This window comes from Bradyrhizobium sp. P2_E8, assembly GCF_056403875.1.
The window spans coordinates 1-15388 of sequence record NZ_JBFUES010000058.1 but is presented as its reverse complement, the minus strand read 5'-3'; the positions used below and the strand labels follow the sequence as shown (position 1 = coordinate 15388).

At 65.2% G+C, this 15388-nt stretch carries 16 protein-coding genes; 8 read left to right on the top strand and 8 right to left on the bottom strand.

Annotated elements, in window-relative coordinates; all coding sequences use genetic code 11:
- Positions 1-143 precede the first annotated feature (143 nt).
- The 7 genes from ccmE to AC1D00_RS05380 form a co-directional block, all read right to left on the bottom strand.
- Entirely contained in the window at positions 144-653 is a 510-nt protein-coding gene (gene ccmE, locus AC1D00_RS05410; protein WP_135172571.1) for a cytochrome c maturation protein CcmE, read from the bottom strand.
- Positions 654-690: 37 nt separating this feature from the next.
- A complete protein-coding gene (gene ccmI, locus AC1D00_RS05405) occupies positions 691-1800 on the bottom strand; it encodes a c-type cytochrome biogenesis protein CcmI (RefSeq protein ID WP_477009943.1) in 1110 nt (369 codons plus the stop codon).
- A gap of 131 nt (positions 1801-1931) precedes the next feature.
- A complete protein-coding gene (locus AC1D00_RS05400; RefSeq protein WP_477009944.1) occupies positions 1932-2201 on the bottom strand; it encodes a hypothetical protein in 270 nt (89 codons plus the stop codon).
- Positions 2202-2300: 99 nt separating this feature from the next.
- Positions 2301-3704 carry a hypothetical protein gene (locus AC1D00_RS05395; RefSeq protein WP_477009942.1) on the bottom strand — a complete coding sequence of 468 codons (1404 nt, stop codon included), beginning with the start codon at positions 3702-3704 and terminating at the stop codon, positions 2301-2303.
- Positions 3705-3866: 162 nt separating this feature from the next.
- Positions 3867-5243 carry an ATP-binding protein gene (locus AC1D00_RS05390; protein ID WP_477009941.1) on the bottom strand — a complete coding sequence of 459 codons (1377 nt, stop codon included), beginning with the start codon at positions 5241-5243 and terminating at the stop codon, positions 3867-3869.
- A gap of 94 nt (positions 5244-5337) precedes the next feature.
- Positions 5338-6012 carry a response regulator transcription factor gene (locus AC1D00_RS05385; RefSeq protein ID WP_011085905.1) on the bottom strand — a complete coding sequence of 225 codons (675 nt, stop codon included), beginning with the start codon at positions 6010-6012 and terminating at the stop codon, positions 5338-5340.
- Between the two features lie 229 nt (positions 6013-6241).
- The gene (locus AC1D00_RS05380; RefSeq protein WP_165448146.1) at positions 6242-6397 is read right to left on the bottom strand and encodes a hypothetical protein; all 156 of its coding nucleotides are present in this window, start codon (positions 6395-6397) and stop codon (positions 6242-6244) included.
- A 241-nt stretch (positions 6398-6638) separates the two neighbouring features.
- On the opposite strand from AC1D00_RS05380, the gene ku reads away from it, so the two are divergent.
- The 7 genes from ku (at position 6639) to AC1D00_RS05345 (ending at position 12443) form a co-directional block, all read left to right on the top strand.
- Positions 6639-7625 carry a non-homologous end joining protein Ku gene (ku, locus tag AC1D00_RS05375; RefSeq protein WP_135172567.1) on the top strand — a complete coding sequence of 329 codons (987 nt, stop codon included), beginning with the start codon at positions 6639-6641 and terminating at the stop codon, positions 7623-7625.
- A gap of 58 nt (positions 7626-7683) precedes the next feature.
- The gene (locus AC1D00_RS05370) at positions 7684-7920 is read left to right on the top strand and encodes a hypothetical protein (protein ID WP_477009940.1); all 237 of its coding nucleotides are present in this window, start codon (positions 7684-7686) and stop codon (positions 7918-7920) included.
- A 194-nt stretch (positions 7921-8114) separates the two neighbouring features.
- The gene (locus tag AC1D00_RS05365) at positions 8115-8297 is read left to right on the top strand and encodes a hypothetical protein (protein WP_135172565.1); all 183 of its coding nucleotides are present in this window, start codon (positions 8115-8117) and stop codon (positions 8295-8297) included.
- 189 nt (positions 8298-8486) lie between these two features.
- Positions 8487-8651: a Flp family type IVb pilin gene (locus AC1D00_RS05360; RefSeq protein ID WP_027547248.1), complete on the top strand. Its 165-nt coding sequence runs from the start codon at positions 8487-8489 to the stop codon at positions 8649-8651.
- Positions 8652-9005: 354 nt separating this feature from the next.
- Positions 9006-10568 carry a hypothetical protein gene (locus AC1D00_RS05355; protein WP_477009939.1) on the top strand — a complete coding sequence of 521 codons (1563 nt, stop codon included), beginning with the start codon at positions 9006-9008 and terminating at the stop codon, positions 10566-10568.
- Between the two features lie 184 nt (positions 10569-10752).
- On the top strand, positions 10753-11751 hold the full coding sequence (locus tag AC1D00_RS05350; protein ID WP_027547253.1) for a glycosyltransferase family 2 protein: 999 nt from the start codon (positions 10753-10755) through the stop codon (positions 11749-11751).
- Between the two features lie 8 nt (positions 11752-11759).
- A complete protein-coding gene (locus tag AC1D00_RS05345; protein WP_477009938.1) occupies positions 11760-12443 on the top strand; it encodes a class I SAM-dependent methyltransferase in 684 nt (227 codons plus the stop codon).
- A 1-nt stretch (position 12444) separates the two neighbouring features.
- Here the strand turns inward: AC1D00_RS05345 and AC1D00_RS05340 are convergent, their stop codons facing one another.
- A complete protein-coding gene (locus AC1D00_RS05340) occupies positions 12445-13803 on the bottom strand; it encodes a hypothetical protein (RefSeq protein WP_477009937.1) in 1359 nt (452 codons plus the stop codon).
- Between the two features lie 429 nt (positions 13804-14232).
- Between AC1D00_RS05340 and AC1D00_RS05335 the strand changes: the two genes are divergently transcribed.
- Positions 14233-15388 (top strand): calcium-binding protein (locus AC1D00_RS05335; RefSeq protein ID WP_477009936.1); only part of this gene is annotated, 1156 nt, incomplete at its 3' end.

Genomic DNA, 15388 nt, shown 5'->3' with positions numbered 1-15388 from the left:
GAACAGCAACTGCGCCAGCGCGGTGGAGCGCGCGACGTTCATCAGCGCATCGTCGCGCAGCCGCGCGCCGATCAGCGGCACGATGGATTGGATCAGCGCCAGCCCGAGCGCCAGCACCAGCGCGTAATGCCCGGATTCCGCGATCACCGCACCGCTCCTTGCGGGTTGCCCTGCGCTGTCGTGGCCGCAGGCTTGGCGCCATCAGAAGCCTTGCCGCCGTAATCGTCCTTCCAGTGCCCCTGCTTCTTGAGGGCATCTGCGACGTCCTTGGGCATGTAGGTCTCGTCGTGCTTGGCGAGCACGGTGTCGGCCTTGAACACGCCGTTAGCATCGAGCGCGCCTTCGGCGACAACGCCCTGCCCTTCGCGGAACAGGTCGGGCAGGATGCCCTTATAGGCGACCGGCAGCTTGGCGTTGCCGTCGGCGACCTCGAAGCTCACCGCGAGATTGTCGCCACGCTGGAGCGAGCCCGGCTGCACCAGGCCGCCGAGACGAAACCTCTTGCCGGCCTGAACGTGCTTCTCGGCGACCATGGTCGGGGTTGAGAAAAACACGATGGAGTCGCGAAGTGCGTTGAGCACCAGCGCGGCGGCGAGCGCGAGCACGGCGAGCGAGCCGCCGATGATGGTCATGCGTCGCTGCTTGCGGGTCATGGCGTATCCGTTCTCCGCTCGGCTCGTCCTGACATCGTCATCCGTCGAGCCCGAGAGTTTTGAGGCCTTCGTTGAGCTGGCGGAGCCGTTCGCCATCCTTGGCGACCGCTTGACGGGCATCGCTCGATGCGCCGACCGCCTTGTCGCGATCGCCCATCACGAGATAAGCGCGCACCAGGCGCAACCAGCCCTCGACATCGTCGCCGTTCTGCTTCAAGCGCGTCGCCAGACGTTCGACCATGCCGCGGACCATCGCGCCGCGATCGCCCTCGCTCATGTCCTTGGAGGCTGCAATGGTCTCGTCCGACAGTGCCGGCATCGTGCCGCCGCCGACCCGCGCCAGCGAGGACTGCACCAGGGGCCGCCACGGCGCATCCGCCGGGGCCTTGGCCAGCAGCGCGCGCCAGATGGTGGCGGCCTCGTCCTTGCGGCCGTCCTGCTCGGCGGCGAGACCGAGGAAGTAGTTCGCCTTGGGATCGTCCGCGTCCAGGGCATGCGCGCGCTCGAACTCGGTCTTGGCCTCGGCGGTCACCACGCCGCCCGCAGCGGCCGAGATTGCTTCGCCGAGATCGGATCTGCGCTCCGGGCTCTCACCATTGTAGGTGAGCGAGTTGCGATAGGCCCGCACTGCATCGTCGAAGCGGCCGAGCCGCTGCAGCACCGGCGCGAGCACGTTCCAGCCGCGTCCGTCGGCCGGATTCTTTTCCAGATGTTGCTCGACCTGCACGACGAGGTTCTCCAGCGATCGCGCCATGCCGGAGCCGGACCCGCGCTCCCGCTGCGCCAGCGGAAAGTCCTGAAGCCGGGGTGAGCCGAGCGGCATGTAGACGCCGATCGCAACGAGCGGCAGACCGACAAGCGCCAATACGGCTGCCGTGCGGCGCCATTTGAGGCTCGATGTCGGCTCCGACACGGTCTCGCTGCTGGCGGCAGCGAGCAGCCTGCGGCTGATCTCGACACGCGCAGCCTCGGCTTCAGGCGCAGCGATCAGTCCCGAGGCAAGGTCACGCTCGATCTCGGTCAACTGGTCCTTGTAGACGACGACCTCGCTGCCCTGATTTTGCGCGCGCGCGCTGCGGCCGAGCGGCCAGAGCACGGCGAAAATCGCCGCGACCGTCATCAGCGCGAACACGAACCATAACGTCATCAGGCAAGCTTCCGGCAGCGCGCTACCCGCGCCCATAGGTGGCTTTACACCACGGCCGGACGATGCGGCAATTGACAATTATCAATCTGGCGCGACCGGCCACAGCCCCGAAACGGCGGAAATCCAACGGCTTAGCCGATCTCGAAGTCCGCGCTCCGAGCGGCGTCCTCGCCGTGACCGTTGAAGGCCTTCAGGAAGTATGTTCCCGGCTCGATGGCGTCAGGCAATCTGATGCGCAATGCTCCGACCGGAACCGGAGACGCAACCCTCGTGACCGTTTCAGACAGTTGCCGACCGCTTGCCTTCTCGACCAGCACCACCTTCGCGCCGACCATCAGCCTTTGATATTTGGCAACAATGACGCGGTTGTCGATCTCGATGGAGCTGATAACAGGTTTCATGCGCCCACAAATAGAAATTCCCCGGACTTGCACCGGGACCGTAGGGCTCGTCACCGGTAGCGTCAACTACAAATTGTGGCCACAAAATATGCGCTTGGATCAACTTGCGCGCGACGATTTGCGCTCGCCCGTGAGTGCGTTCTCCGCGGCGCGGCTCATCAGCGAGGCGTAGTCATCGCCGAACAGCACCTGGCAGAAGCGAATCGCGGCCTGCACCTGCTGCTGCCGATAGGCGCGGACCTTGTGATCGGCGGCGCGCAGCGACTGCACCAGTTGCTCGGTCGAGCGCTCGACATATTGCTGCAGGTCGGAATAGGTGCGCAGTGTCACCTCGTTGATCGCGAGCTCGCTGGCGTAGTTGCGGCAGGTCGCGACGAAATCGATCAGCGCCGCGGTTTCCTCCACCTCGGTGCTGTCGATCCGCGCGCCCGGCGGAATGTCCTTCTCGGGGCGCTGGCGCAGGATGCGGCGAACGCGGCCGGGAACGCTGTCGATCTCGGATTGCAGGGCATTGGAGATATCGGCCCGGATCGAGGTCAGCTGCTTGCCCCAGGCGGAATCGTTGCGCAGATCGAGCTCGGTGCGCAGGCCGCGCACGCCGTCGTGCAGCGCCTTGAGATTGTCGGCGACGTTGTCGAAATGGCCGCGCTTGATGTCCAGGCGCAGGATCGCGGCCACGCAGGACAGATCGTGCAGCGCGATCGTGACGGCGACGCCATAGGGTGTTGCCGCCACGCGGATCTCGTCGTCTGATGCGGCAATCTTGATGGCGAGGCGGATGATCTGCCACGGCGCGGTCATGCGTTGCACGACGATCGACAGCGCGAAGGGCAGCATCTGCGGCGTCTGGAGGACGGGGATGTTGAGCGCTGACGACACCGAGGCGATCTGGGAGTCGCCGAAGGCGCGCAGGAAGCGCGGCAGCTTCTCGTTCAGGGTGGCGATGGCGTCCCGGACCTGGAGCACCGCCCCGACCGAATAGAGGTCCTCGATCACGTTGGGCGGGCCGACGCGGGCCAGCGCACGCGACTTGTCGCCGCCGCCCGGTCCGGTCAGCTGGACGATGGCGTCCGCCGCCACCGTCTGGAGCTTCTGGGCGAGCGCTTCGACCTGCCCCGCGCTGTCGGCAGCCGGCATGCGCGCCAGCGTCGCCTCGAATTCGTTCACCTTGTCCGGAGCGCCGTCACGGCCGAGCCATTGCCAGATCGGATGCAGCGAGGAGCGGCGGATCTGTCCGACCCGGATCGGAGCGCCCGCCTCGACGAGGAACGGTTCCAGCACCTGGAACAGGAGGCGCGACAGGTCGTCCGTGCGCGGTGGCGGGGTTTCGTCGGCTTCCGTCTTGCGGACGATCTTGCGCAGCTGCTCGAGCACGAGGGTCGCCACAGCCGTGTCCTGGCCACGCTCGAGCGCGCGCTCGAACTCCCGCATCAGCAGCGCCTGCGACTGCGGCGGGAGCTGCGCGAGATATTCCCTCAGCCGCTCGATCGATGTCTGGCTCATGCGCCCGGGTAATGCACGGTAAAGTGGCGGACATGGGATGCGTCCGGGGCGCGATCATAGGAGACTGCGCCTTAAGAAGCCGTTGAGGACGTTGGCCCGAATCCTCCCATTTGCCTGCAGATCGGCGGTTCCGGAGCCAAAAAATCCTGTTGGAACAAAGGATTATATTCCGGGGAGGACCAACTCGGCCCGCAAGCCGCCAATCGGCGCGCCGCCGAGGGAGAGGTTGCCGCCATAGAGCGCGGCAAGGTCGACCACGATGGAGAGCCCGAGCCCCGAGCCGGGCTTGGACTCGTCGAGCCGCTGGCCACGCCGGGAGACCTGGGTGCGCTCCGCCTCCGACAGGCCGCGGCCATCGTCATCGACGATGATCCGCAGGCGCGGGCCCGCGCCTGCCTGGTGCGGCGCTTCCACCAGCACCTCGATGAAGACCCGGGAGGCGGCCCATTTGCAGGCATTGTCGACGAGATTGCCGACCATCTCCTCAAGATCCTGCCGCTCGCCCCGGAATTTTGCCGACGGATCGGCCTTGGCCTCGACCATGATGCCGCGGTCACGGTGGATCTTCTCCATCGTCCGCCGCAGCGCCTCGATGGCGGGCGCCACCTCGGTCACGGTCGCGACGACCGAGACGCGCGCGGCGATGCGCGCCCGCTCCAGGTGATGGGCGACCTGGTCGCGCATCACGTCCGCCTGCTCCATCACCTTGGCCGCGAACGGATCGGCGGCGTGTACGCCGGCCTCGTTGACGATGACCGAAAGCGGCGTCTTGATCGCATGGGCGAGATTGCCGACATGGGTGCGCGCGCGCTCGACGATCTCGCGATTGGCGTCGATCAGCGCGTTGGTCTCGCGCGCCAGCGGCGCGATCTCGACCGGGAATTCGCCCTCGAGCCGCTCCGCCCGCCCGGAGCGGATGTCGGCGATCGATTCCGAGATGCGCTTGAGCGGCGCGAGGCCGAAGCGCACCTGGAACACCGTGGTCAGGAGCAGCACGATGCCGAGCGCGGTGAAGGTGCCGCCGAGATAGTAGTCGAAGCTGCGCGTCTCGTCGAAAATCTCGGTGTCGTCGCCGGCGACGCTGACCAGATATTTGCCGTCGGCGCCGAGATCRACCGGCCGTTCCACCATCCGCAGGTTCTGCCCCTCGGGACCGTCGACATAGCCGAGCCGGATGCCGGCGGCGGTGAGCTCGGCGCCCTGCTCCTCCAGCTTCGGCAGCTTCTTGTCCCAGAGCGAGCGCGAGGAACGCACCTCCGGCTTTTCGGTGTCGGTGCGCGTGATCTGCCAATACCAGCCGGACAGCGGCAGCTCGAACAGGGGCTCGCCGAGCGACTGGAACTGACGGTCCGGCGGCTCGTCCGGGGTCGCGACCTCCGCGATCAGCGTGCGGAGATAGAGATTGAGCCGGCGGTCGAAGGCGCGCTCGGTCGCGTTCTTGTAGACCGACGACAGCACCACGCCGGTGATGGCCAGGATCACCACGAGCCATGCCGTCGCCGACAGGAACAGGCGGGTCGCAAGCGAGCTAGCGGCCATCGGAACGATCCCGGGAGGCGCAGGATGGAAGGGCGGCGGACGTCATGACCGGACCAAGGCCCCTGTTCGGCCTCCCGTCAAGTCCGAGAAGGCCTCAAGCGCCCGGAGCGGGCGGCGGGGTCAGGAGATAGCCGAGGCCACGGACGGTCTGGATGATGTCGACGTCGAGCTTCTTGCGGATGCGGCCGACGAAGACCTCGATGGTGTTGGAGTCGCGGTCGAAGTCCTGGTCGTAGAGATGCTCGACCAGCTCGGTGCGGGACACGACGCGCCCGGAATGGTGCATCAGGTAGGCCAGAAGCCGATATTCGTGCGAGGTCATCTTGACGGGATTGCCGGAGACGCTGACCCGCCCGGTCCTGGTGTCGAGCGTGACCGGACCGCAGCTGAGTTCGCTCTGGGCATGGCCGGTGGAGCGGCGCAGCAGCGCACGGATGCGCGCCAGCACCTCCTCCAGATGGAACGGCTTTGCGACGTAGTCGTCGGCGCCGGCATCGAAGCCCTGGACCTTGTCGCTCCAACGGTCGCGCGCGGTCAGGATCAGGACCGGCATGGTGCGGCCGTTGCGGCGCCAGGCCTCCAGCACCGAGATGCCGTCCTTCTTCGGCAGGCCGATGTCGAGCACGACGGCATCGTACGGCTCGTTGTCGCCGAGATAGTGCCCCTCCTCCCCGTCGAAGGCGCGGTCGACGACATAGCCGGCGTCCGTCAGCGCCTTGGTGAGCTGGCGATTGAGATCGGGGTCGTCCTCAACAACGAGCAGGCGCACGCTTCTCTCCAAAGATAGGCCGCATGAATGACAGCCCCAGATGAACAATTCCGGCGTGAACTGAATATGAACGCGGGGAACCGGCCGCGTTACTTTTTGGTCATATACGCCCTGTCACGCGCCGACGCGACTGCGCCCGCCAGGCAGCCAGACGAGCCGGCGGCATGGCGGGCGCAATGTGCCGCGTTACGCGGCGAGTCGGAAGGCCCGGGACCTTCGGATCCGGCCGTCAGGTCCGGAAGAACACGAACCAGATGACGGCGAGGATCAGGATCGCAAGCCCGGTCGAGATGGCGAGCAGCGCGGCCACCGACGGCCCGGGCTCGCCCTGGCGCGCCTCGGTTGCAGTTTCGACGATCTGATGCTGGTCTCGCGTGGTTGCCATGATGCCCTCAATCTCTGCCCCTGCGTCTCGCCTCCGATGACCGCAACCTCCTCACGGCCCTGTGTCCCGAGCCAACGCCCGATCCGATGCGATGTTCCGGCTTTTGCCCTGGGCCCAGGCAGCAACCGCATGCGGGGCGGCCGGTTAACGCAGTTGCAAGATTCCGCGCCGAGCCGTGTATGATTCGGAGTTCCCCGATGGTATCTTCATAAGTCGGTCCCCGTTGCGTTTGGAGTAGCCCATGGCCCCCCGCGCCAATTGGAAGGGTTTTTTGCGTTTGTCGCTCGTGACCTGCCCGGTCGCGCTCTATCCGGCCACTTCGGATACCGAGAAGGTCTCCTTCAACCAGATCAACCGCAAGACGGGCCACCGGATCAAGTACCTCAAGGTCGACGCCGAGACCGGTGACGAGGTGACCTCCGAGGACATCGTCAAGGGCTACAAGGTCGACACCGACACCTATATCGAGGTCACCAAGGACGAGCTCGACGAGATCGCGCTCGACTCGACGCACACGATCGAGATCGACGAGTTCGTGCCGAAGGCCGACATCGACAACCGCTACCTGATCCGCCCCTATTATCTCGTGCCGGACGGCAAGGTCGGCCACGACGCCTTTGCGGTGATCCGCGAGACCATTCGCAGCATGGACAAGGTCGCGATCGGCCGCGTGGTGCTGACCAACCGCGAGCACATCATCGCGCTGGAGCCGCTCGAGAGCGGCCTGATGGGCACGCTGCTGCGCTACCCCTACGAGGTCCGCAGCGAGAAGGAATATTTCGACGACATCCAGGACGTGAAGCTGACGAAGGACATGCTCGACCTTGCAAAGCACATCGTCGAGAAGAAGTCCGGCGCGTTCGAGCCCGAGCTGTTCGAGGACCATTACGAGGCCGCGCTGATCGATCTCATCAACAAGAAGCGCGCGGGCGCCCCGATCGCGGCCAAGGCGGCGCCGAAGACGGGCGGCAACGTCATCAACCTGATGGACGCGCTGAAGAAGAGCCTCGCGAGCGAGAAGGACGCAGCTCCGGTCGCCAAGGAGACCGTCAAGGAGGCCGTCAAGGGCAAGAAGCCGAAGAAGCGCGCCGAAGGCCAGCGCGAGATGCTGCTGCCGATATCAGGCAAGGGCGGCAAGGAGGCTGCGGCGAAGCCGGCCCCCAAGGAAGCTGCGAAGAAGGCCGACAAGCCGGTGCGCGCGCCGGCGCGGGCGAAGAAGGCCGGCTAGCTGCACGCACCTTACGATCGCGCCGTGATGTCTCCCCTCGCCGGTCGGCTGGCCTGACATGCCCTGGTCGACGGCGTTCGACGATCCGATCTCGTTGCGCGACGGGCGCAAGCTGCGGACGCTGCAACAGGCGGCCGATCACATCATGCAGCTGCCCGAGGACGCGCAGCATGCGAGCCACTGGCAGACCGCGATCGAGACCCTGATCCATGCGGCCGAGACGGGCGGCGGCTGGATGATGTTCGCCCRCATCGCGATGTTGCGGGCGCTGAACGCGGACATCGGTCGCAAGTGAGCCCTCCCTGGCGCGGCGTCGCCTTGCAGCCTTTGCCTTAATGAGACATAGCCTCAACAATCCGTTAAGCGGCGCCATCGCTTTCAGCGCCCGCCAGCGAGGCAGCAAGTAATCCTACGGTAGACAAAATTAACCGTCGATTCCCGTTGCGCGCCACAAGGTCGCGCCGTCGATCGAACCAGGGTTTGCACGCCGTGCAGCAGCAGGACGCCAGAAAGAACTACATCGGCCTCGTGAACGACACGAGCGAGGACAAGCGCCGCGCAGACAGCGCGGCGCGGTCACAGCCGCGCGTCATGCGCAATCTGGTCGGGCGCCTCGCAGCGGTGCTGAGACGCCCCGGCAAGGCCGCACCTGGGCGCGCGATCGAGTCCTGAAAGCGACGACGCCGTCAAATCCACCCGAATTGGGTGACGAAACCTTAAGTCAATAAATGCCAGCATAGAAGGCCTGAGGTCGCGGTCCGCCCCGCCTGCAATTTGACGCGCCCTGCAAAAGTTAGTGAATCAATTTACCAATCCGAAAACGGCGCCAGCCTACGTTGGACGGATGAACGGGAGTTGACGATGGCATTGCTCAGGTCCTTTCTTGCCGATGAAAGTGCAGCTACCGCTATCGAGTATTGCCTGATTGCCGCCGGCATCGCGCTCGCGATCGTCACGGTCGTGAACAACACGGGCAGCGCGCTCCTGAACAACAAGTTCAAATCGATCGAAACGGCCACGAAGTAGGCGGCATATTCCGGCCCGAGGTAACCTCCCGACATCGGCGAGACCGCGACGGCGCGCAGGCCTGCCGGTGTGGCAGACCATGATCTGGGTCAACAGCACCTGGACCGCGATGGCTCAGCATGGAGGCCGAGCTTCCTCCCTGCCGGCCCGCACTCCCAACTGAAGATCCGCCGCGTTCGCCTCGATACCGGCCGCGAGACCATCGCGGAATTTCCCTTTCATTAGCGCTGTGCATACGGCAACGGCGCCCGGCTTCCGCGTGACGTTTGATCTTTACGATGTTCGCGCTATGCACGTTGCGTCGTGCAATTGCACCCTTGCAGAGCGCAAGCTCGAACTCCAGCGGCCGATCACATGGCATCTTCCGACAGGCCGACCTTGACGATCCGGGCTCGTCTTGGCTCGGACCGATCGGTGACGATTACCGTTCTTGCAATGCTGGCGGCCGTCTCGTTTCTTCCGGTGCTGCTGACCCCTATTCCCGCGATGGTCGATTATCCCAATCACCTCGCCCGCATGTATATTTTGAGCCAGAGCGGCACTCCCAGCGCCAATCCGCATTACGAGGTGGCCTGGGCATTCTATCCCAACCTTGGAATGGACCTGGTGGTCCCGCAGATGGCGCGGCTGATGAGCGTCGAGAACGCCACACGGCTGTTTCTGCTCCTGAGCCAATTGTTGATCGTAGGGGGCGCGCTTCTGCTCGAATGGGCCCGCAAGGGGCGTGTCCATCTCGCCGGCTTTGCGGCGCTCGCCTTCCTCTACTGCCTGCCGTTCAGCTGGGGCTTCGTGAATTTCGAGTTCGGACTGGGCCTCGCCCTCTGGGGCATCGCGGTCTATCTGATGCTGGCAGACGGCCCATGGCCACTGCGCTTCGTCATCAACACGGTCTTCGTCGCTGCGCTGTATGCGGCGCATTTCTTCTCCCTCGGCATCTACGGCGCGACGCTGGGCCTTTACGAGCTCTGGCGCATCCGCCACCACGGAATATCGTACCGGGTCGCGGCCGCGCGGCTTGGCGCGCTGGCCATACCGGCGCTCGTCCTGTTCGGGATCATGCATATGACTGCAGGCTCGATCGGAAGCGAAGGTACGAGCTGGTTCCTCGGATTCAAGCCGATCTGGCCGCTGCGCATCATGAACGGCTACAATTTGACGCTATCGGCAATGACCGGGCTGGCGCTGATGATCTCGTTGCTCTTCGCCGCAAGACGCGGCGTGCTCAAGCTCGAGCCGGCCGGAATCTGCCTCGCGATCGGCTTTGCGCTCTTGTACCTCGTCATTCCCTCGAAGCTGTTCGGAACCTCGTTTGTCGACCTCCGCGTGATTCCCGCCGCGGCTCTGATCCTGCCGGCCTTCTGCACGCTGTCGCTGCCCAACCGTGCCTGGAGAATGGCTGCGCTCGCTGCGATCAGTGGCATCATCCTGATCAATCTCGCCGTCGTCCTCGCGGTGTGGCTGCCTTACCGCGCCGACTATGCGGCTATCGTCGCGTCGTTCCAAAAGATCGATCGCGGCTCACGCGTCCTCGTCGGCAGCACGGGCGATCCCGGAGACCCGCCCTTCGCCGACCTCACGTCCTATCCAATGTTCTATGCGCCGACGCTGGCCGTGCACTATGCCAACGCCTTCGTGCCCAATTTATTCACGGAAGAGGGCAAGCAGCCGGTGCGGCCACGCGGGGCCGTGCGCCGTCTTGCCATTCCCTACGGAGGGCCGGTGCCGTCGAGCCTGCTGACGGCGATTGCGACAAGCCAGCCGCGGGCGGATGTTCCGCCGTTCGTCCGCACCTGGCACCAGGATTTCGACTACCTCTATGTGCTTGGACCGCCCGGGCCCAACCCGCTGCCGGATCTGCTGGACGAGCTGGACACCTCGGAGCGATTTGTTCTCTACAAGATCCGCCGCGGGTCCTAGACCGAAGCCACAGCTGCACAGCGTGGTTAATCGGGCATCACCATCCCCGCTCCATCCCGGCCCGGCCGCCCCCCGGGCCGACTGCATCGCCCGGGAGCCCTAGATCCTTAACAGTTGCGGCAAGGCGACCTTAACCACCGACGATTTAGACTTGCACCCCTGCAACCGAGTTGGACACCCTCGCATGGCGGCCAGTTTCAAGTCGATCCGCTACAGCCTCGTCATCCCCGTGTTCAACGAGGAAGCCGTGCTGCCGATCCTGCTGCGCCGGCTCGACCTGGTCTTGTCCCGGCTCGACGGGCCCGCGGAAGCGATCTTCGTCGACGACGGCAGCAGCGATTCCAGCTCGATCGTGYTGCGGGCGCTCGCCACGCGCGACCCGCGCTTTCGCTACATCGGCTTGTCGCGCAATTTCGGCCATCAGGTCGCCATCACCGCCGGCATGGACGCCGCGCAAGGTGAAGCGATCATCGTCATGGATGCCGATTTGCAGGATCCTCCCGAAGTGATCGAGCAATTGATCGCAAAATGGCAGGAAGGCAACGACATCGTCCACGCCCGCCGCCTGTCGCGCGACGGCGAAAGCCGATTCAAGCGCGCGACCGCGCATCTCTTCTACCGGCTTCTCGGCAGGATGTCCTCTGTCGGCATCCCCGCCGATGTCGGCGATTTCCGCCTGATCGACCGCAAGGTGCTCGACGCCCTGCGGCAGATGCCGGAGCAGGACCGCTACGTCCGCGGCATGATCGCCTGGCTCGGCTTCCGGCAGACCGAGGTCACCTTCCACCGCCTCGAGCGCGCAGCGGGCGAAACCAAATACCCGCTGTTCAAGATGGTGCGGCTCGCGATGAACGCTGCGCTCGGTTTTTCGGATCTGCCCTTGCGGCTGGCAGTCTGGTGCGGATTGACGGTCTCGGGACTCGCACTCCTCTACGGCGGCTGGGTGATCCTGTTGTGGCTCAGCAAGGACAGCCATCTCGTGACCGGCTGGTCCTCGACGATCGTCGTCGTGTCCCTGCTGTGCGGGATCAACATGCTGATGACCGGCATCGTGGGGCTTTATGTCGGCCGCATCCATGCCGAGGTGAAACGCCGTCCGCTCTACGTGGTGCAGACGCGCGCCGGCTTCGATCGCAGCGAGGCCGCGGCCGCGGCACCCGCGATCCACGCTGTCAACGAGTGACCCGGCGCATGACCGAACTCTTCGACGGTTATCACGACAACTACCGTGACGTGGTCCAGTCATCGATCGACTTTTCGGGCTTGCCGCATCATTTCTTCATGCGCGCCAAGGCCGATCTCCTGCGCGATCTGATCGCGCAGCGGCTGGACGCAGAGCGGCCCGAAATGCTGGACGTCGGCTGCGGCGTCGGCAGCCTTCATCCCCTGCTGCACGGCATGGTCGGCCGCTTGAGCGGTATCGACGTGTCTTCGGCCAGCCTGGCGCAGGCTCGCGCCGACAACCGCGGGGTCGACTACCGTGAGTTCGACGGCCGCACCTTTCCTTTTGACGACGCCAGCTTCGATCTGGTCACGGCCGTCTGCGTGATGCACCATATCGTGCCGGCCGAATGGGCGCAGTTCATCGCCGAGATGCGGCGCGTGACGCGCCCCGGCGGGCTCGTCTGCGTGATCGAGCACAATCCGTACAACCCGCTGACGCGCCTCGCCGTGGCGCGCTGTGAGTTCGACCGGGACGCCGTCCTGCTCAGCGCCGGTACGACCCGGAAGTTGATGGCTGCGGACGGATTACGCGAGGTCGGCTCGCGCCATTTCCTGTTGCTCCCCTGGGACACCAAACCGGCGCGGCGTCTGGAAGGTGCCTTGCGCGGGGTGTCGCTCGGGGGCCAATACGCGGCCTTCGGGACCGCCTGACTTACCTCTGCGGCGCATCTCGCCGCTTGTGCACGACCGCCACATCGTCGCTGTAGACGCGCTGCCACTGGGGCAGCCGGTCGAGCATCGCGACCGCCGGTGTCCGCGGTGCGAGCAGCGTCGCGCCGATCTTGTACTCATCGAGCAATTTGAGAAAATCTCCGAGGTCGACCAGCGCTACGGCGCGGTTGTAGCGGTCGATGAACCGTCCCCCGTACAGTTCGCCGCGACCATCGATAAAGGTCGGAATGCCGGCGAAGATCAAATAGCCGCCGAAGGAATAATCGTTGAGTACGGGCCCCGCCTCGGCGAGGTCGGCTTGAGCAATGGCAGCCTGAGGGGTGATGATCGGAGCCGGCCGGATGTCACGCGCCAGGGCCGCCCCGCTCACCGCGATCAACCCGGCGAACGCGGCCAGAGTCAGGCCGCGCGACGAGCCGGCCGCATCGTCCCCGGTCGGTCCGCCGAACATCCGACCCAGCGGAGCCGCCAGGTAAAGCGGCGCCAGCATGGCCAGCAGATCCGCATTGCGTATTTGCGCCAGCGCGAAATGGAGCAGGCCGATCACCACCAGGGCCCGCACGAGCGGCAGCGTCACACCTCGCGACAGCGCAAAGATGCCGGCCAGCAGCAGCAACTCGAAGCCACCGATGCGGCYGAAATCCTGCGGCCGCCATTCCGAGATCCAGGCGAGCGCGGGGCCGAGGCCGAGTGTCGTCAGCGGCATCAGCAGCGGTTCYGGCCCGTAGGGCGTCAGGCAGGACGCTGCGAGTGCAAGCGCCGTGAATGGCAACCATCGCAACAGCACGTGCGACCATCCGCTTCGCCCCTCACGCAGCAGCGCCTCGAGCACCGCCGGGCCGATCAACCCAAGCGCCAGCACCACGCTGCCGTGCAGATTGGCCCACAGGACCAGCAGCGGGAGGGCCCAGTAGGGCGGCGGTCCCCCACGATCCATGCAGCGCACCAGAGCGGCCGCCCAAATCACCATCACCGGCAGCACGAGCACGTGTGKCCGTGCCAGCATATGCGGCGCCAACAGGATGACGGCCGCGATCACCATGAGCAGCGTCAGGGCTGGCGAAAGCTCGCGCAGCAGGAAGAACGTCAACAGGCCGAAGGCGAACGCAATCGCCGCCGCGGCGACGACGAGGACACCCGGCCAGCCGGCAAGCGCGTAGACTCCGGCGTAGACGATCTCCGAAAGCCATTCGAAAGTGATCCAGGGCGCGCCGTGCATCGAAAAGGAAAAAGGGTCGCTCGCCGGCAGGGCGCCATGCGCCATGATCCAGCGGCCGACCTCGATATGAGAATAGCTGTCGGGATCGTTGAGCAGCCGCTGTCCAAGGATCAGCACCACGGCATAGACGCCAAGGCCCACCAGCCAGGGCAGCGCCGCACGCGCCGAAAACGGTTGAACCTCGCTGTGCACGACCTGCTCACTCATGGCGAGCGCAAGTTAAGGCCCAAGCGTTAAATTCTTCTTCGATGGTCACCGCGCCTGGCCGAGCGCAGGGCGGGCTGGTTACCGTTTGTGAACCATGTTCTTGACGCTGGGCGGACGCATCCTTCCCGCCGCGAAGATCCATCAGCCGGGAATGCGGCGCTCTCCGGAAAATCAAGCTGTTCTCAAGACAAACAAAAGCCCTCCCGAAGGATTCCACCAAGCTGGAACTTGCATCTCGGCCTACAGCCGTCGTCGTTTGCCGTTCACCCCGGTGGCATCGCGAAACGCGTCATGATCCTGCCATACGGTCCGTTCCGACGATGACGCGAGCGAGAAGCGCACATGGCTGTCACAGCAAACTTTTCCGCCGGAATTCTCACTACCTTTGGCAACGGCCAGAACAACACGATCGCGTTGGGCCGCAATGCGGCCGGAACGATCGTCGTCAACGGAGGCGCGGTCGCGATCAAAGGCGGCCCCGCGACGGTCGCCAACACCAAGTTGATCCAGGCCTTCGGCCAGGACGGCAACGACACCATCACCATCGACGAGAGCAACGGCGCGATGCCTGCGGCGAATCTGTTCGGCGGCGCCGGCAACGATACGCTGACCGGCGGGTCCGGCGGCGACATGCTGTTCGGGCAGTCCGGCAACGACACGCTGCTCGGCAAAGGCGGCAACGATCTGCTGTACGGGGGCGCCGGCAATGACGTGCTGATCGGCGGCGACGGCAACGACCAGATGTTCGGTGAGGCCGGCAACGACCGCATGATCTGGAACCCCGGCGACGACAGCGACCTGATGGAAGGCGGCGAAGGCATCGACACCGCCGAGGTGAATGGCGGCAACGGCAGCGAGACCTTCACCATCACGGCCAATGGCACGCGCGTGCGCTTCGACCGCGTCGACCCCGCGCCGTTCTCGCTGGACATCGGCACCACAGAAAACCTCGTGGTCCATGCCAATGGCGGCGACGATGTCATCACCGCCACCGGCAATCTCGCCGCGCTCATCAATCTGACGATCGACGGCGGTGCCGGCAATGACACGATCCTCGGCGGCAACGGTGCGGACCGCCTGCTGGGCGGCGACGGCAACGATTTTATCGACGGCAACCAGGGCAACGACACCGCCTTGCTCGGCGCCGGCAACGATACCTTCCAGTGGGACCCGGGCGATGGCAGCGACAAGGTCGAAGGACAGGCCGGAGCCGACACCCTGTTGTTCAATGGTTCGAACATCGGCGAGAACATCGTTGTTTCCGCTGCGAATGGCGGACGCACGCTGCTGACCCGCGATGTCGGCAACATCACGATGGACCTGAACGGCATCGAGACCATCACGATCAACGCGCGCGGCGGCAGCGACAACATCGTCGTCAACAATCTCGCTGGAACCGATGTCAAGCAGGTCAATGTCGACCTCGGATCGGCCGGGACCGGGGACGGCGCGGCCGATACGGTGACGCTCAACGGCACGAGCGCAGCCGATACGATCC

Bases quoted from the DNA above. Each gene is read 5' to 3' on its own strand.
- ccmE (WP_135172571.1), bottom strand. From the start codon at position 653: ATGACCCGCAAGCAGCGACGCATGACCATCATCGGCGGCTCGCTCGCC.
- ccmI (WP_477009943.1), bottom strand. From the start codon at position 1,800: ATGACGTTATGGTTCGTGTTCGCGCTGATGACGGTCGCGGCGATTTTC.
- AC1D00_RS05400 (WP_477009944.1), bottom strand. From the start codon at position 2,201: ATGAAACCTGTTATCAGCTCCATCGAGATCGACAACCGCGTCATTGTT.
- AC1D00_RS05395 (WP_477009942.1), bottom strand. From the start codon at position 3,704: ATGAGCCAGACATCGATCGAGCGGCTGAGGGAATATCTCGCGCAGCTC.
- AC1D00_RS05380 (WP_165448146.1), bottom strand. From the start codon at position 6,397: ATGGCAACCACGCGAGACCAGCATCAGATCGTCGAAACTGCAACCGAG.
- ku (WP_135172567.1), top strand. From the start codon at position 6,639: ATGGCCCCCCGCGCCAATTGGAAGGGTTTTTTGCGTTTGTCGCTCGTG.
- AC1D00_RS05360 (WP_027547248.1), top strand. From the start codon at position 8,487: ATGGCATTGCTCAGGTCCTTTCTTGCCGATGAAAGTGCAGCTACCGCT.
- AC1D00_RS05355 (WP_477009939.1), top strand. From the start codon at position 9,006: ATGGCATCTTCCGACAGGCCGACCTTGACGATCCGGGCTCGTCTTGGC.
- AC1D00_RS05345 (WP_477009938.1), top strand. From the start codon at position 11,760: ATGACCGAACTCTTCGACGGTTATCACGACAACTACCGTGACGTGGTC.